The following is a 17017-nucleotide window of genomic DNA, read 5'->3' on the forward strand; positions in this document are numbered from 1 at the left end:
CACACATTGGGGTCATCGTAGGAGCGGGTTCACCCGCGAAGAGGCCGGTGCTGGCAAAACCCATTTTAAATAATTCTCAATATTTTTCAGATTCACCCTGTCACTTTTCAGATCTCGCTCGGCAAGGAAGCAGCAAGCACTTACCCGTCGAGGAACCGCCGCATGTCCCGTGCCGTTGATCATATCCTGCGCCCCAGCCTGATGGCCCTGGCCATCGGCCTGGCTGCCCCGCTGACCAGCCCTGTCTTGTTCGCCGCCGAGCAATCCACGTCGCGCGCCTACAACCTGCCCAGCGCGCCACTGGCCACCACCCTCAACCAGATCGCCAGCCAGGCCGGCATTGCCTTGGCCATCGACCCGGCACTGGTCAGCGGCCGCACCTCGGCCCCGGTCAGCGGCCAATACGACGGCCTGGGCGCCCTGCAAGCCGCCCTGAGCGGTACCGGCCTGCAGTTGCAGCAGAGCACTGCGGGCAGCTACAGCCTGGTGGCCGTGCCGGATGGCACCCTGGCCTTGCCGGAAACCACCGTGAATGCCACCAGCGCCAGCGAAAGCGCCTGGGGCCCGGTTGAAGGCTACGTGGCCAAGCGCACCGCTGCTGGCACCAAGACTGACACGGCACTTGTGGAAGTCCCCCGTTCCATCTCTGTCGCCACCCGCGAGCAAATGAAAGACCGCGGTGTACACAGCCTGGATGATGCAGTGCGCTACATGCCAGGCATCGTCTCCGCCAGCTTCGGCAGCGACACCCGTTATGACTGGATGCGCGTGCGCGGCTTCGAGCCAACGCAGTTCCTCGATGGCCTGCCGCTGCCCCGCGGCGTGTACGCCAACCCGAAAGCCGAAACCTGGAACCTCGACCGCCTCGCCCTGCTGCGCGGCCCGGCCTCTTCGATCTACGGCCAGACCCCACCTGGCGGCCTGCTGGACATGGTCAGCCGCCGCCCGCAAGCGGAAAGCGCTCACGAAATCGAGCTTCAATACGGCAGCGACAACCATCGCCAGATCAACTTCGCCAGCACCGGCAAGATCGACGATGAAGGTCGCTTTCTCTATGGCCTCAGTGGCGTTATCCGTGACAGTGGCACGCAAATTGACCACATTGACAACAAGCGCTACAACATTGCCCCAAGCCTGACCTGGAACATCGACGAAGACACGACGCTGACCTTCCTCACCCAGTTCACCCGTGACGATACCGGTGCCACCAGCCAGTTCCGGCCCATCCAGGGCACCAAAATCGACATGCCATTCGGCAAGATCTCGCACCACAAGAACCTGGGTGACCCGGACTACGAGTTCTACGACCGTACTTACTACGCGCTGGGTTACGCCTTCGAACACCGCATCAATGACGTCTGGCAGTTCCGCCAGAACCTGCGCTACACCAAGTCGGACCTGTCGTTCCAGACCATCACCCCTGGCAGTTACAACAAGAGCTCGCCACCGGTGCAGGACGATGGCACTGTCAGCCGCATGTCCACCAACACCGATGAAGACATCAGCCAGTTCGCGGTGGACAACAACTTCCAGGCGGACTTCGCTACCGGGGACATCGACCACACGCTGTTGATCGGCCTGGACCACCAGCGCATCAACACCAACTACCTGTCGATCTTCGACTTCAACGTGCCGGACAGCAACGTCAACAACCCGGTCTACGGGTTGCCGATCACTCGCCCGGATCGCTCGACCGCGTTTTACGACTACAACCAGAAAACCCGTCAGACCGGCCTGTATGTGCAGGACCAGATGGCGCTTGGTAACTGGCGCCTGACCCTGGGCGGTCGTGAAGACTGGGTGCATACCGGCACCAAGTTCTTCAACCAGGGTGATGCCACCAATACCCAGCGGGACAAGAAATTCAGCGGTAACGCAGCCATCAGCTACGTGTTCGACTCGGGCTTCGTGCCGTACCTGTCCTATGCCGAGTCGTTCCAGCCGTCCAGCAATGCCAGTGTGTCGGCCTCGGATTCGTTCAAGCCCACCGAAGGCAAGCAGTGGGAGCTGGGCGTGAAGTATCAGCCGCCGGGGTCCAACACCCTGTTGTCGGCAGCCGTGTACGACCTGACTCAGAAAAACGTCTCGGTCACCAACACGGTCGGTGGTGTGACCATCACCAGTCAGACCGGTGAAGTGAAAGTCCGCGGCCTTGAGCTGGAAGCGGTTTCCGATGTGACCGACAACCTGAAGGTCATTGCCGCCTACACCCTGGCCAAGTCCGAGGTTCAGGACGGCGATTTCAAAGGCAACCGTCTGCAACTGATGCCGAACCAGCAAGCGTCCATCTGGGGCGACTACACCTGGCACTCAGGCGTACTCGACGGCTTCGGCATCGGCCTGGGCGCGCGTTATACCGGTAATACCTACGGTGACCAAGGCAATACCTACCTGGGCAAGGCCAAGGCCTACACCGTCTTCGATGGGTCGGTGCATTACGACCTGGGTCGCCTGAACGGCAGCCTGAAGGGCGCGTCGGTAGCGGTCACCGCCACCAACTTGCTGAACAAGGATTACCTCTCTACTTGTGACTCGTACTACTGCTATTACGGCGATGAGCGCAGCGTTGTCGCCAGCGCCACTTACAAGTTCTGAGTGAACTGGGGCCGCCTTGCGGCCCCGGGTTCCAACCGACAACAATCGGTACCGTGATGAAAAGCCCCACCATCCGCCGCTGGTCCTTGATCCACACCTGGAGCAGCCTGGTCTGTACCCTGTTCCTGCTGTTGCTGGCAGTCACCGGCCTGCCGCTGATCTTCCACCACGAACTCGAACACCTGCTAGGCGACGCCCCTGAACTGCGTGAAATGCCGGCAGGCACCCCGCACCTCGGCCTGCAGCAACTGGTGCTCAAGGCCGAACAACATCGCCCCGGCGAGGTCATGCAGTACTTCGGCTACGATGAAGACGAGCCCAACGGCGTGGTCGCCATTACCGCCGCCACCGCCGGCACCGATCCCAACCTGTCGCATACCTTCATGCTCGATGCACGCACCGGCGAGGCGGTGGCCATGCCGGCCGCCAACGGCGGTTTCATGATGCTGATGCTGCGCCTGCATGTGGACATGTTCGCAGGCCTGCCGGGCAAGCTGCTGCTGGCCTTCATGGGCGTATTGTTCATCGTCGCGATTGTCTCCGGCACCGTGCTCTATGCGCCATTCATGCGCCGCCTGGAATTCGGCACCGTACGCCACAAGAAATCCCGCCGCCTGCGCTGGCTCGACCTGCATAACCTGATCGGCGTGGTCACCCTGGCCTGGGCATTGACGGTGAGCGTGACCGGGGTAATCAGTGCCCTGTCCGACCTGGTCATCGCGGCCTGGCGCAATGACAGCCTGGCTGCGATGGTTGCCCCCTACCGCGACGCCCCGCCGCTCGTCGAGCGCGCCCCAGCCACTCGCCTGCTGGAAATTGCCGAGCAGGCCGCACCCGGCATGCGCCCGGATTTCATCGCGTTTCCAGGCACGCGTTTCTCCAGCGAGCACCACTATGCGGTGTTCATGAACGGTGCCACCCACCTGAGTTCGCACCTGTTCACGCCGGTACTGATCGATGCTCGCACCCTTGAAGTGACTGCCGTAGGCGACCGTCCCTGGTACATGGATGCCATGGGCCTGTCGCAGCCACTGCATTTCGGCGACTACGGCGGGCGACCGATGCAGATCCTCTGGGCGTTACTGGACGTGCTGACAATCATCGTGCTCGGCAGCGGCCTCTACCTGTGGTGGGGCAAGCAGCGTAAACCCAGGGAGGCGCGCGCATGAGCCACAGGTCACAAGCCACTGCACGCCTCTTCGCCTGGCCAGCGTTGATTTCCCTGCTTGGCTTCCTGGGCCTGTTCGCCGCACTGCTCGGCGACGGTGGCTGGGACGTTCTGGCCTGGGCCGGCCTGGGCCTGCCGGCCCTGCTGAGCCTGCGCGGGCTGCTCTGGCGTCGGGGGCACTAGCCCGCTACCACCCCGCAACCGCAGCTATTGCCAAGCATGGGGTTTCCTCAACCAAGGACCCGCCCCATGCGCCCCCTCGAACAACTGGAACAGATCGACCGACAAATCGGTGACCTGCTCGACGGCCTCCCGACCCTCGACCTTCAACACCCCATCGACCCCGACACACGCACCTGGCTGCACGGCGAACTGGCCAGCTTCTGGACCACGGCCGATGAGCAAGGCGAAACCCCCAGACAAAAGCTGCTGGCACTGCGCAAGGCGCTGATGCTGGCCGAGGTTGAACTGCGCCTGGGCGACGAGACCTTGGGCTACCGCTCAGCCGATCAACTATGGGCCTGCCTGCAACAGCCACTACCCTCCCAGCGCAGGCATATGCCCCTGGCCAAAAGGCCACAGGTCTACCGCGTTCTGCTGGAAGGCCTACGGCCCAACTGGCGAAGCTACCTGCCAGGCACACTGATCATCGTTGCCGGTACCCCCGAAGGCCCTATGCTCACGCCTCAGGATGCCGCAGGCGCTGCCTTGCTGTGCAGCCTGTCACAAGGCATCGAGGCCTTCGACTCCCTTGCCGCACTGCACCTGGAGCTTTGCGAACGCCTGGAAGACCCACTCCAGAGCAGACCGCTGCTGCATCTGTACACTGACACGCAGGCGGACCGCGCTCGCCGGTCACAGCGCCTGCGCTATGAATGGTACGCCGACAGCCTGCTGGAGGCCCAGATCGACAGCGTGATAGAAGCCCAACGCCAACGCCTGAGTGACACCGGCTTGTGGAGCAACGGCTCACCCGACCAGCACACCCGAATACATGAAGCCCTAGCGCTATGGCACGAAGTCGGCGCCAAGCCCATCCTGCAAACACGCTACTCCCAATTGCTTGAGAAGAACCTGCCCAACTGGCTGCGCAATACATCTGCGCAAGGCCTGAGCCATATGATGCAGGCCATGCAAACGCTGGTGGCAATCGCCGAGCAGGCTGCTGCCCCGGGAGTGCTGAGCCTTGACGACTTCAAGCAACGCAATAGCCTGCTGGCCTGGGCCAACGCACGCCTTCGCGAGCGCCTGAGCCATGACCTGGGGTACGAAACAGATCCTCGCGAGATCAAGATCGTGGTCGTACGCGCCCGCCGCACGGGCGCAATCATGCATCCCTTCGCCCTCTCGTCCTATGTCACCTATGTAGGCATGCGACGCGTGGGCCACGAGATGGTGGAGATGGTCGAGGAAATCAACACCCTCGAAGAGATCGCCCTCAAGAACTTGCCGTGGTTCGATACCGACTACTGGCTGACTGCCCGGGTGATCCATGCCCACGGCAAAGCCATGCCCGCCGGGCTCACGCCGCAGTATGTCAAGCACATGGTCCGGGAACTGAACGTGGGTGACAGCTACGCAAAGTACCTGCACACCCAACTCATCAGTTCCAGAGCAGGCAAATGGCGCCTGACTGCGCACAGCAAGGTCAACCGTGCACGCATGCGCGCTGAAGCAGTCAAGGCGCACTACGCCGGACACTTTGGCGAAGACCCTTTCGAACATGGCTACAACTGGGTGCGCGCAGTGCTGGACCAACCACACAATGTCTTGCGTGCGCCAGTAGCAGGCTACCCGGTCACTGTTCGCCAGTTGAACATCATGGGCCATACCGTGCAGGGCGTGCTGCTGCTCAACAGCACCCCCTACAAGTCTCCGGCATGCGTGCTGTACACCCCGGATGCCCCGGACCGCAGGGCCTGGCGCCGTTTTCGCACGACCCGCGAACTGCTTCGCACATTGCGCCAGCAGCCCACGTTGAGAGCATATGTGGCCGAACGCCTGCCATTGCTGCCTGCTGCTACGGTGCAGCAGCTGCTGGACAAGGGGCGCATGAGCACGCATTTGAGGACACCCGAGATCCAGGACGACCTGTTCTTCGTCTACTACATGGCCGAAGCCCGGGCGCTGATTGCTCAGGCCGATGCCGACAGCATGACGACCAGGGAAGTGAATGTGGAGTCGGTCATGGCGCTGAGCTGGCGCTTACTGGACTTCATCAGCCTGCTGCTGCCGAACCGCGCGTTGCTGGTACTGTCGATCGGCCGCATGGCAATCGACATCTGGGATGGCGCCGAGGCCTTCAAGCAAGAGGATGTGGAAGGGGTGATGCGGCATGCCTATCAGGCGCTTAGCCACCTCAACGATGCGGGTACCAGTTTTCTGGGTTCCAGAGTGCTACGCCGATCCCTGCGCGGGATCCCCAAACCACCGCCACTGCCGCTACCCGCACGCCTCCAGGTAAAACCGGGCAGCAGCAGCCTGCGCTATCGCATAGACGGTATCTACGATGAAGGTGTATACGAACAACGCTCGGCGTTTGGTGGGCTGTCGCTGTACTTCATCAAGGACAACGACAACCGCTACTATCAGGTCAGCTTCGACGGCTACCGCTGGCGGGCCATCGACCCTGGCCAGCCAGATGCCTATCTGCAGCAACCGCTCAAGCGCAAAGCCGACGGGCAATGGGTGATCGACTCACCGGTGCTCTGGTACGACGGGTTGCCCGACCTGAAGCAGTTGCTGCAGGACTGCTATCTGCAAGTGCCAATGGCTGGCCTGCCGGTAAACATCGAACAAGGGCTTTTTCAGGCTGACGATCAGCTGTACCTGGCGCTCAAGGACGGGCAGTTACCTGTGCGCCGCCACCTGCTGCCGGATCATTACCACTTGCAGATTGCCGTTGCCAGCAACGCCAGCGTGGTGCCGTGGGCGGTGCTGCGCCACGAAAACGGCCAGTGGCTGATACGCGTTCGCCAGGCAGGGCGCAGCAGTGACTGGCTGACACTGCCAGATCAACCAGCGCCGGCCCACTGACAGCGGAGCCGGCGGCCTCAGTCGACCAGTTTTGGCAACAACCGGTCCAGCCGCTGATGCAAGGCACTGCCATTGGGCCAGTTGCGCAGCAGCCGTGCCCGGTCACGGGCATAGGCCGGTGCGAAGCTGAGCTGGGTGGCATGCTGGCACATGGCATCGAGGTCGATCAGCGACCACTGGCCGTTGTGCCAGAACAGGTTATGGCCTTTGAAGTCGCCGTGGCTGATGCGCTCGCGAATCAGCTGCTGCATCACGTGCACCAAGGCCTCCACCTGCTCCTCGGGCGCATCGCCGCTTTCGACGTAGGGCGCGAAGCATGCCGTCAGGTCCGGGCCGTCGACATACTCGGTGACCAGGTAGGCACGGCTGCGCAGGCCCAGCACCCGCTGTTCCAGCACCGCGAGGGGGCGTGGCGTGGCGATGTCGAGGAACTCCAGGCGGTGGCCTTCAATCCAGGAATGCCAAGCCCTGCTCGGGCGCCAGAAGCGCTTGAACCAATGCGCGGTGTTCTTGATGTTGTAGCGCTTGATCACCAACTGGCGACCGTTGACCTCGATGCGCGCCACGCTGGCAGCGCCACCGGTCTTGTACAAATGGCCGGTGTCGATCAGCGCATCGGCCTGCTCCAGTACAGGCTGCAGGGCCTCGACCTCAATGCGGCGGATCGCCTGCAAGCCCGAAAGGGTGCGCTGGACGCTGAACAGGCTGCACTCGCGGCCAGCCTTGTCCAGATAGTCCTTCTGGCGCCAGGTGCGCACCTTGTCCACCTGTTTCTGCAGCGCTTCCAGCGGCAACGCATGCTCGGCGTTGGCCAGCAGGTAATGCACCAGCAGCTCTTCGATGAACGGCTCCAGGCGCTTGGGCAACTGGGCGAAAAACACCCCGAGGTTTTCCAGCACGCGTGGACGCGACAACTGCTGACCGGGCGTTTCCGCCCTTATGCCCGCACCGTCGATCAGGTACAGCTTGCCGGCATGGCGCAGCAGGTTGTCCAGGTGCAGGTCTTCCTGCCAAAGGCCTTGGGCGTGCATGTGCGCCACGGCAGTGAGCGCTTCGCCCAGCACCAGGTGCTGCTCGTCCGCCAGCACTGGCAGGTTTTCCACTGCGGCCCAGGCATCGGCCAGGCTTTGGGCACCGTCAAGGAATTCGAACAGCAGCCAGCCACCCTCGCCTTCCTTGAGGCCGTCGGCCAGTAGCGTCGGCGTGGTCAGTCCTTGTTTGGCCAGCAATTTCACACCCTGCAGTTCGCGCTGGAAATGCCGTGCAGCGTTACCACCGACCAGCAACTTTGCCAGCACCGGTGTACCGCGCCAGACACCAGCGCCCACATAACGCTGGCCCGGCAGCACGCGCAGCAGGCTGAGCAATTGCAAGTCGGCGCTGCCAGCGGCATCAACCAACGTGATGCTCAGGGGCAGCGATGGGCTGCGCCCGGCATCCTTCAATTCAGACAAACGCATCAGCGGGCCTCTTTTTCACGACGGCGTTGCGTCAACCGTTGCAGCCAGCTATCGACCAGCGCGCCGTCGGCGGGCTGCCCCAGGTAGGTAGCCAGCAAAGTACGTACATCCTGCACGCTCCACGCCTGGGCGCGGCGCAGCAGTGGCTCCAGGTCCTTGAGGCGGTCACGCATGCCGAGCAGCAGGGGACGGGTCTTTTCCAGGTCGATCAGTTGCGCATCCCAGCCGTCACGCCGTTGGCGCAAGAAAATGTGCTTGGGGTAGAAGCAGCCATGCACCTGGCCGGCGCTGTGCAGGGTACGCGCCAGCTGGCCGCAGGCCTGCAGGATGCCAGTGCGCTCGGCCTTACCCAACCGCGGCCATTGCGCCAGCAGGCTTTCGAGGTCGGCCCATTCGTCCAGAGCGCGGGTCATCAGGATGGCCCGGTGCTTGCCACCCTGCTTGCGCTCGCCGTAGAACACCGCCTGCAATGCCGGAATGCGCAGCTTCTGGTAGCGACTGATGTTGCGGAATTCCCGGGCAAAGGTGGGCTCGCCGAACGGCCGGTGCAAGGTACGGGTCAGGTAGTCGCTCTGGCGCTTGAGGTAGTAGCCCTTGCCTTCGAGTTCCAGACGGAAGACGCTGCTCCAGCCACCGCGGCCGGTGTTGGGTTCGTCCACCGCATCAAGTTGCAGCGCCCACAGCGCCTCGAAGTCGTCCAGGCCATGGCGCTTGAGCAGCGCGAGGTCCGCGCTGGCCAGGTAATCGGTCATTCCCTTCCCTCGAAAAAGCCCAGTACCCGACGAATGCGCTTCTTGTCACGCACATTCAGCCGGTCACGGCCACGGTATTGCAGGTAGAAGCGCAGGCGCTGGGTAGCTGACAGGTGGTATTTGGCCACTTTGTCCAGGCATGCCAGGTCCTTGATCATCCGGTGGCGCCACATGAATCCGCGCCAGAAGTCGCCGGTGGGGCAGTCGATGAAGAATAGCGTGCCCTGGTCATCGACCAGCAGGTTGCGCCACTTCAAATCGTTATGGGCGAAGCGGTGCTCGTGCATGACCCGGGTATGGCGCGCCAGTTGACGGCTGATATGGTCGACCCAGGTGCGGTCGGCCAAGCGCGGATCGTTGTGTTCGGCCAATGCCGACAGGTCTTCGGTGCGCGGCAGTTCACGGGTGATCATCGCGCCACGGCCAAAGGCCAGGCCGTTGCGCTCCAGGCCCCAGGCCACGACTTCGGCGGTGGGGATACCCCATTTGGCGAACTGCTTGAGGTTTTGCCATTCGGCCTTGATGCGTGGCCGCCCCAGATACCGGCGCATGTGCTTGCCGGCCCCGGTGTAGCGCTTGACATAGTAGTTGATCCCGTCACGCTCGATGCGTACCACCTCACTGAGCGGATCGCGGGTCAGCCGTTCGCCCTGGAGGGCGAATACCGCATCGAGGCTGCCGAAGTCCGCCGCCAGGTGTTCGTACCCCGGCGCCAGTGTCCAACTCGCCATCAGAGTGCATCCCCATAGCGTTGCTTGCGATCGTAGAGTTTCTGGGCCTTGCGCTCCAGCCAGGCGAGCAGCGCGGCTTCCTCCTTCAGCACCTGCCGCAGCGGACGCTGGAAGTAACCACGCAGGAAGCGCAGCTTGTCGCGTTGGGTCAGGCCGATGTCCAGGGCCGAAAAGTACAGCGCAGCCAGGTCCTTGTCACGCCAGCGGCGGCTGATCGTGGCACGGGTTTGCGCACGGTGCAGGTCGATCACCGACAACTTGAAGTCATCCGCCGTCACCGGTCGGTCGGTGTGCAGCAGGAAATGGCAGATGTAGCAATCGCGGTGGTTGACCCCGGCGCGGTGCATGCCGCCGGTCATCTTCGCCACTTCTGCGATAAGTGCACGCTTCAGGCGCGGCTCGGGCGGCTGCTTGACCCAGTCGATGCTGAAGTCTTCCAGGCTGATGGTGGGCGCCAGCTCTTCAGTGATGATGAACGAGTGCTGCGTGGCCGGGTTGCTGCCACGCTCGCCGTAGGCGACTGCGGTCATGGTCGGCACACCCACTTCGTGCAGGCGTTGGATCGCCCGCCATTCCTGGCCGGCACCGAGTACCGGCAGCTTGGCGGTGAACAGGTTCTTGAAGATCTCGCCCCAGCCGATGCCACGGTGGATCTTGACGAAAAAGCCCTCGCCAGCCACCTCGGTGCGCAGCGTGCGGCGCCCTTCCAGCTCGCGATAGACCTCGCCTTGCAGCGCCTCCACGGCGTCGAAGGCATCACGCCCGGCCCACAGGCGTTTGAAGGGCTCGGCCAATATCAGCTTCATGCGGTTTTTTGCCCCAGGATCACGTCGGCAGCATGCTGTGGCATGCTGTACAGATCGGCGCTATCAGCAAATGCCAGGCCATTGCGCGACCAGCTGGCACGCGCCTGCGGGTCTTCGAGCATGCGCTGCAGGTAGCCGTTGAGCTGCTCTTGTTCGAACGGCTCATCCAGCACCAGGCCGCTGTCGGCCTCGGCAATGTAGTGGGCATAACCGCACACCTTGGACACCAGCACCGGCAAGCCGGCGACCAACGCTTCGAGCAGCACCGTACCGGTATTCTCGTTGTAAGCCGGGTGAATCAGCAGGTCGGCGCCCAACAGGAAGCGCGGGATGTCGCTGCGACCCTTGAGGAACTGCACCTGGTCGCCCAGGCCGAGGGTAGCGCTTTGCAGCTGGAATACCTTGGGGTCGTCCTGGCCGATCACCATCAGCCTGGTACGTTTGCGCAGGGCTGACGGCAGCGCGGCCAGTGCCTTGAGGCTGCGGTCCACGCCTTTGGTCTTGAAGCCTGAGCCAATCTGCACCAGCAGCAGGTCGTCATCCCCCAGGTCGAATTCCTTGCGGAACTCGGCGCGGATCTCGGCGGCATTGGCCGGCGCACGGCGATCCTGGGAAATGCCTGGTGGCAGCAGGTGGAAGCGTTCTACCGGGGTGCCGTAATGCTTGATGAACAGCGGCTGCTGCACTTCGGAAATCATCAGCACTTCGGTATGGGCGTCCTTGGCGAACACCGCACGCTCGTACTCGGCAAAGTGCCGGTAGCGGCCCCAGCGACGGTACAAGCCACCGCGCAGGGTCTGCGCCTTGTCTTCGAAGCAGCCGTCGGCGGCGTAGTACACGTCCAGCCCCGGCATCTTGTTGAAGCCGATCAGGCGGTCGACCGGGCGCTTGGCCAGGTCAGCGGCCATCCAGGCACTGAGCTTCTCGTTGCGGCGGTGGTTGAAAATCGCCTTCACCGGCGCCACCAGCACTTCGAAACCCGGTGGAATGTCACCCTCCCAGATCAGCGTGTACACGCGGATCTGGTGGCCCCGCTTCTGGCACTCCAGGGCAATGCGCATGAAATCGCGCTGCAGCCCGCCGAAGGGGAAATATTTGTAAAGCACGAAAGCCAGTTGCATCAACGGACATCCTCAGCCAGCAGCAACGCGCTCAAGCGGCTCGCCACATGCTCGGGATTCAGGCGAGTGAAGCACAGCGGCCACTCGCGTTTCAGATCGAACCGGGCCAGGTCATCGGCGCTCGGTTTGTAGGTGCACTTCTTTTGCAGGCAGGGAGCGCAAGGCCAGTCACTGGCCTGGTGAATCTGGGTCCGTCCGTAGGCGCCAGTCAGGCCCGGGTTGGTCGGGCCAAACAGCGAAAGGGTGGGCACATCGAGCGCCGCCGCCAGGTGGCCAAGGCCGGTGTCGACCGCCACGCAGGCCTTTGCCGCCGCCAGTACACGAGCGACGCCGGCAAGGTTCAATTTGGGGAGCACCTGGCAGTTGTTCAAGCCTAGGGCAATTCGCTCGGCCCGCGCCTTCTCGGCCGGATTACCCCAGGGCAGGCGCACTTCCAGCTTGCGCCGGCCCATGCGCTCGGCGAGTTCGCGCCAGTAGGCTTCGGGCCAGTGCTTGGTCGCCCAGGTGGTGCCATGCAGGAACACCACATAGGGCGCAGCCGGCGGCAGTTGCAGGCGGTCGAGGTCCAGGCCGTAGTTGCCGATGCCTTCTGGCAGGTCGTAGGCCAGGGCCATGGCAAACAGCTGGCGTACCCGCTCCACCGCATGCTGGCCGGTGGCGACCGACAGAGGCCGGTCGTAGAAGCGGCTGGCCCAGCCTTCGCGGGCCGAGTAGCGGTCCAGGCCGGCTACGGGTGCCTTCACGTAACGGGTCAACCAAGCCGACTTGACCAGGCCCTGGGCGTCGATCACAAGGTCATACTTGCGCTCGCGAACGCGCTGCTTGAACGCCTTCCACTCGCCACTCTTGATGGTTTGCCAGAGGTTCTTGCGCCAGCGACGGATCGCCACCGGGATGACCTGGTCGACCGCAGGGTGCCAACTGGGGATTTCGGCGAAGCCTTCTTCCACCACCCAATCGAAACGGATGCCTGGAATGGCATGGGCGGCATCGGTAAGCGCCGGCAGGGTGTGGATGACATCCCCCAGCGACGAGGTCTTGATGATCAGTACCCGCACTTAGTCGACCTCGGCCACGGTATCGATCAGGTCCGGTCCGCTTAGGCTGTGCAGGGCGGCGATCACTTTGCCCGGATCCAGCAGACGCAGGCAATTGTAATGGCCGAAGCGACAGGTGCGGTCAAAGCACGGGCTGCACTCGATACCGGTGCGCACCACTTCCACCTGTTCGGCCAGCGGCGGGGTGAAGCCGGGTGAAGTCGAGCCGTACACCGCCACCAATGGACGGTTCAGCGCAGCGGCCACGTGCATCAGGCCGGAGTCGTTGGACACCACGGCATGGGCGCAGGACATCAGGTCGATGGCCTCGGCCAGCGAGGTCTCACCGGCCAGGTTGGACGACTCTTCACGGAACCCCGGAATAAGCCGGTCGCGGATCTGCTCACCGACCGGGTGATCGTTCTTGGAGCCGAACAGCCACACTTGCCAGCCTTGTCGAATCATCGCATCGGCCACAGCGGCATAGTGCTCTGCCGGCCAGCGCTTGGCTTCGCCAAACTCGGCGCCAGGGCACAGCGCCAGTACCGGACGGTCCAGTTCCAGGCCGAACTTGGCCAGGGCGGCGTCGCGGCTTTGCGCTTCGATCTGCAGGTTGGGACGCGGGTATGGCTGCGGCAGCTCGGCGCCGGGCGCGTAAGCCAGGGCCATGAAGCGCTCGATCATCAGCGGGTAGCGGGTCTTGTCCAGCTTGCGCACGTCGTTCAGCAGACCGAAGCGCATTTCACCGCGCCAGCCGGTGCGTTTTGGAATGCCGGCAAAAAAAGGCACCAGCGCCGACTTGAGCGAGTTGGGCAGCAGGATGGCCTGGTCGTACTGGCCGGCCAGGGACTTGCCGATGCGCCGCCGCGTGGCCAGTTCCAGCGCACCGTGGCCGAGCGGGAAGCTCAAGGCCTGACGCACTTCAGGCATGCGTTCGAGGATCGGCCGGCTCCACTCGGGGGCCAGCACGTCGATCACGCAGTCGGGGTGCTGCTGTTTCAGGCACTGGAACAGGGTCTGCGCCATCACCATGTCGCCAACCCAGCTGGGGCCAATGATCAGTATTCTCATGCTCAGTCCAGAAACGCTCGGGGAGGCTACAGGCTGCGGTCCAGCCTGGCCTCCCCTCTTTATATTCAGGCTATGTGGCGGACAGTGTACCACTCACATGGCCTATTCGCGGGCAAGCCCGCTCCCACAGGGATTGCACACTGCTCAGGGCCTGTGCAGTACCTGTGGGAGCGGGCTTGCCCGCGAACAAGCCAACACGGTATCAGCTTAAACCCAACTCACCCCAGATCCGCCGCACTTCACGGCGTTCATCGGCAAACTGCGCCGCATCGATCACCCCGGCCTGCTTCTGCAGGGCCTGGCGGTGGGAGGCCGAGCGGAACGCCTTGTACACTTCACGCAACAGCACCGCGTCACTGGCCGGCATCAAGTTCGCCTGCTCCAGCTCTTCCAGAATGCGGATGTTATCGGTCCATCGAAGTATGGCCGGATGGTCGTGGGACCAGGCCAAAGCGGCGTATTGCACCATAAATTCGATATCGACGATACCGCCGGCATCCTGCTTGATATCGAACGGCACGCCGGCGTCGAAGGCGTTCGCCCCCGTACCGGCAACCGTAGCCTTGGTACCGAGGTTGTCACGCATCTTGGCGCGCATTTCACTCACCTCGCTGCGCAGTTTTTCCAGGTCGCGCGCCTGGCCCAGTACCTTGGCGCGCACACCTTCGAATGCCGCCCCCACCTGCTTGCAACCCACCAGCACACGGGCCCGTACCAGCGCCTGGTGTTCCCAGGTCCAGGCTTCGTTCTGCTGGTAGCGTTCGAACGCACCCAGCGAGCTGACCAGCAGCCCCGAGGCGCCGGACGGGCGCAGGCGCATATCCACGTCGTACAGTTGGCCCGAGTTGGTCTGGGTGGTCAGCAAGTGGATGATGCGCTGCCCCAGACGCGTGAAGAACTGCGCACTGTCGATAGGCTTCGCACCGTCGGTTTCCGCCTGCGGATCGCCGTCATGGATGAAGACCAGGTCCAGGTCCGAACCGTGGCCCAGTTCCAGGCCGCCCATCTTGCCGTAACCGATGATGATGAAACCCGGGTCGCACAGGCTGCCGTCGCTGCGCTTGGGTTGGCCGTGGCGGGCCACGGTCTGGCGCCAGGCCAGGGCCAGCACCTGGTCGAGGATGGCTTCAGCCAGCCAGGTCAGGTAGTCGCTGACTTTCATCAACGGCAGGTTGCCGCTGATTTCCGAGGCAGCCACGCGCAGGCTGTGGGCCAGCTTGAAATGGCGCAGCGCCTCCATCTGCTGCTCCAGGTCGTCCTCGGGGATGCGCGTCAGGCGCTCGCGCAGTTCGCTGGCCAGTTCTGGCGCCAAGGGCGGGCTGAACAAACGGCCCTCATTGAGCAGTTCGTCGAGCAGCAGCGGGTACAAGGCAATCTGCTCGGCAATCCACGGGCTGGCAGCGCACAGCGTCAGCAAACGGCGCAAGGCACCCGGGTTTTCGGTCAGCAGTACCAGGTAGGCAGAACGCCGCGCCACAGCCTCGACCAATGGCAGCACCCGCTCAAGCACCAGGTCGGGGTTGTCATGCTCCACCGCCTGGGCCAACAGCCGCGGGATGAATGCGTCTAGTCGCTCACGGCCGATGCGCTGCATCGAGCGCAACTGCGGGCTGGAACGCAGCCCGGCCAGGCGCCGCAAGGCTTCGGCGGGTTGTTTGAAGCCAGCCTCTTGCAATTGCCGGCCAGCGGCTTCTTCGTCCTGCGCCTGCTCCCACAACGGCGACCACTCGCCACCCACCACCAGTTCGCCTTCACCGTCTTCATCATCCGGGTCGGCAATGACCTGGCGGAAATGCCAGTCGATGCGGCCACGCCAGTACATCAACTGGTCATGGAAGCTCTGCCAGTCGGCAAAGCCGAGCATGTAGGCCACGCGTGCCTGATCGGTCTCACCTTCCGGCAACATTTGCGTCTGGCGGTCGGCAATGGCCTGGATCGCGTGCTCGGTGTACCGCAGGAACTCATAGCCCTCACGCAACTCGGCCACCACTGCTGGCGGCAGGTAGCCTTGGCCTTCCAGGGTGGCCAGCACCTTGAGCAACGGCCGCTGCTGCAGGCTGAGGTCGCGCCCGCCGTGGATCAGCTGGAAGGCCTGGGCGATGAACTCCACTTCGCGAATACCACCGGCCCCCAGCTTGATGTTCTCGGCCATGCCCTTGCGCCGCACTTCCTGCTGGATCAATTGCTTCATGGTGCGCAGCGCTTCGATTGCGGAAAAGTCCAGGTAGCGGCGGTACACGAACGGGCGCAGCATCTCCTGCAACTGCGCGCCAGCCGCCTGGTCGCCGGCCACCACCCGCGCCTTGATCATCGCGTAACGTTCCCAGTCACGGCCCTGGTCCTGGTAGTACTGCTCCAGTGCATTGAAGCTGAGCACCAGGGCACCCGCCGAACCATAGGGACGCAGACGCATGTCAACGCGGAATACAAAGCCGTCGACAGTAACCGGGTCCAGCGCCTTGATCAGCCTTTGGCCCAGGCGCGTGAAGAACTCCTGGTTGTCCAGCGAGCGCTTCACCCCTTCGGTTTCACCGCCCTCGGGGAAACCGAAGATCAGGTCGATGTCCGACGACAGGTTAAGCTCTACCGCTCCCAGCTTGCCCATGCCCAGCACCACCATGTGCTGCGGCTGGCCGCTGCGGTTGCCGATGGGTGTCCCGAACTGCTGGCAATGGCGCGGGTACAGCCATTGGTAGGCTTCGTCGATGGCCGCATCGGCAAGGTCCGACAGGTCACGGCAGGTTTCGCCAAGCTCCGCCTGGCGAGTGATGTCGCGCCAGATAATGCGCAACTGCTGGCGGTTGCGCGCGCGGCGCAGGTTGCGCGCCAGTTCGTCCTCGCTCTGTGCCGCCTGGGCCGTTGCGGCGATTTGCCCGCGCAGCTCACCGGGGGCGTAACGCCGCTCCAGCTCGCCACTGGCCAGCAGGGCGAACAGCATGGCCGGCTCGCGCTGGGCCAGGCTGAGCACGAATTCACTGGCAGCAGCCACCTGGTCGAACTGCTGCCGGTGCAGCGGGCTCCAGGCCTGCAGGTCGAGTTCGGGGTGGCCGGCCACGGCATCGCTGATGAACTGCTGGTTGCGAGTGACCAGCGGCTGCAAGGTGGCGGGCAGATCGGAGGGCAAAGGTAGGCGCATGGTCTATCCTTGATCGGCGTGAAATAGAGGGGAAAAAGCGGCCAAGGGGAAGCCGGACCACGGTTGGACTGTCGTACAAAAGTTGGAAATAGCTGAAAAAAACG

General features: G+C 63.4%; 12 protein-coding genes. 4 read left to right on the forward strand and 8 right to left on the reverse strand.

From position 1 onward, the window contains the following. The first annotated feature begins 162 nt into the window (after nt 1–162). From ACF8EF_RS04345 to ACF8EF_RS04360, 4 genes are all read left to right on the forward strand, one after another. Entirely contained in the window at nt 163–2595 is a 2433-nt protein-coding gene (locus tag ACF8EF_RS04345) for a TonB-dependent siderophore receptor (protein WP_176683541.1), read from the forward strand. A gap of 56 nt (nt 2596–2651) precedes the next feature. After that, nucleotides 2652–3764 (forward strand): PepSY domain-containing protein, encoded by a 1113-nt coding sequence (locus ACF8EF_RS04350; RefSeq protein ID WP_176683542.1) that lies wholly within the window; start codon nt 2652–2654, stop codon nt 3762–3764. Then, nucleotides 3761–3946: a hypothetical protein gene (locus ACF8EF_RS04355; RefSeq protein WP_176683543.1), complete on the forward strand. Its 186-nt coding sequence runs from the start codon at nt 3761–3763 to the stop codon at nt 3944–3946. Before ACF8EF_RS04350 ends, ACF8EF_RS04355 begins: the two co-directional genes overlap by 4 nt. A gap of 66 nt (nt 3947–4012) precedes the next feature. Next, nucleotides 4013–6799, forward strand: coding sequence for a dermonecrotic toxin domain-containing protein (locus ACF8EF_RS04360; protein ID WP_392460588.1), 2787 nt, complete (start codon nt 4013–4015; stop codon nt 6797–6799). A 17-nt stretch (nt 6800–6816) separates the two neighbouring features. Here ACF8EF_RS04360 and ACF8EF_RS04365 read toward each other — a convergent pair whose 3' ends face one another. The 8 genes from ACF8EF_RS04365 to glnE form a co-directional block, all read right to left on the reverse strand. Beyond that, on the reverse strand, nt 6817–8259 hold the full coding sequence (locus ACF8EF_RS04365) for a lipopolysaccharide kinase InaA family protein (protein ID WP_392460589.1): 1443 nt from the start codon (nt 8257–8259) through the stop codon (nt 6817–6819). Then, on the reverse strand, nt 8259–9011 hold the full coding sequence (locus tag ACF8EF_RS04370; protein WP_392460591.1) for a lipopolysaccharide kinase InaA family protein: 753 nt from the start codon (nt 9009–9011) through the stop codon (nt 8259–8261). Before ACF8EF_RS04370 ends, ACF8EF_RS04365 begins: the two co-directional genes overlap by 1 nt. Further along, complete coding sequence (locus ACF8EF_RS04375; protein ID WP_176683547.1) at nt 9008–9742, reverse strand: lipopolysaccharide kinase InaA family protein; 735 nt, start codon at nt 9740–9742, stop codon at nt 9008–9010. The genes ACF8EF_RS04370 and ACF8EF_RS04375 overlap by 4 nt, the downstream gene beginning before the upstream one ends. Then, nucleotides 9742–10548, reverse strand: coding sequence for a lipopolysaccharide core heptose(I) kinase RfaP (rfaP, locus tag ACF8EF_RS04380; RefSeq protein ID WP_176683548.1), 807 nt, complete (start codon nt 10546–10548; stop codon nt 9742–9744). Before rfaP ends, ACF8EF_RS04375 begins: the two co-directional genes overlap by 1 nt. Next, on the reverse strand, nt 10545–11669 hold the full coding sequence (locus tag ACF8EF_RS04385) for a glycosyltransferase family 4 protein (protein ID WP_176683549.1): 1125 nt from the start codon (nt 11667–11669) through the stop codon (nt 10545–10547). The genes rfaP and ACF8EF_RS04385 overlap by 4 nt, the downstream gene beginning before the upstream one ends. After that, nucleotides 11669–12727, reverse strand: coding sequence for a lipopolysaccharide heptosyltransferase I (gene waaC, locus ACF8EF_RS04390; protein WP_176683550.1), 1059 nt, complete (start codon nt 12725–12727; stop codon nt 11669–11671). The genes ACF8EF_RS04385 and waaC overlap by 1 nt, the downstream gene beginning before the upstream one ends. Next, nucleotides 12728–13777, reverse strand: coding sequence for a lipopolysaccharide heptosyltransferase II (gene waaF, locus ACF8EF_RS04395; protein ID WP_176683551.1), 1050 nt, complete (start codon nt 13775–13777; stop codon nt 12728–12730). Between the two features lie 202 nt (nt 13778–13979). After that, nucleotides 13980–16913, reverse strand: coding sequence for a bifunctional [glutamate--ammonia ligase]-adenylyl-L-tyrosine phosphorylase/[glutamate--ammonia-ligase] adenylyltransferase (gene glnE / locus ACF8EF_RS04400; protein ID WP_392460592.1), 2934 nt, complete (start codon nt 16911–16913; stop codon nt 13980–13982). Nucleotides 16914–17017 lie beyond the last annotated feature (104 nt).

The organism is Pseudomonas sp. zjy_15 (assembly GCF_043101865.1).
GTDB classification, from domain to species: domain Bacteria; phylum Pseudomonadota; class Gammaproteobacteria; order Pseudomonadales; family Pseudomonadaceae; genus Aquipseudomonas; species Aquipseudomonas putida_Y.

Coding starts and splice junctions, on each gene's coding strand:
- waaF (WP_176683551.1), bottom strand. CDS start 13,777: ATGAGAATACTGATCATTGGCCCCAGCTGGGTTGGCGACATGGTGATG.
- ACF8EF_RS04375 (WP_176683547.1), bottom strand. CDS start 9,742: ATGGCGAGTTGGACACTGGCGCCGGGGTACGAACACCTGGCGGCGGAC.
- ACF8EF_RS04365 (WP_392460589.1), bottom strand. CDS start 8,259: ATGCGTTTGTCTGAATTGAAGGATGCCGGGCGCAGCCCATCGCTGCCC.
- ACF8EF_RS04360 (WP_392460588.1), top strand. CDS start 4,013: ATGCGCCCCCTCGAACAACTGGAACAGATCGACCGACAAATCGGTGAC.
- glnE (WP_392460592.1), bottom strand. CDS start 16,913: ATGCGCCTACCTTTGCCCTCCGATCTGCCCGCCACCTTGCAGCCGCTG.
- ACF8EF_RS04370 (WP_392460591.1), bottom strand. CDS start 9,011: ATGACCGATTACCTGGCCAGCGCGGACCTCGCGCTGCTCAAGCGCCAT.
- rfaP (WP_176683548.1), bottom strand. CDS start 10,548: ATGAAGCTGATATTGGCCGAGCCCTTCAAACGCCTGTGGGCCGGGCGT.
- ACF8EF_RS04385 (WP_176683549.1), bottom strand. CDS start 11,669: ATGCAACTGGCTTTCGTGCTTTACAAATATTTCCCCTTCGGCGGGCTG.
- ACF8EF_RS04350 (WP_176683542.1), top strand. CDS start 2,652: ATGAAAAGCCCCACCATCCGCCGCTGGTCCTTGATCCACACCTGGAGC.
- ACF8EF_RS04355 (WP_176683543.1), top strand. CDS start 3,761: ATGAGCCACAGGTCACAAGCCACTGCACGCCTCTTCGCCTGGCCAGCG.
- ACF8EF_RS04345 (WP_176683541.1), top strand. CDS start 163: ATGTCCCGTGCCGTTGATCATATCCTGCGCCCCAGCCTGATGGCCCTG.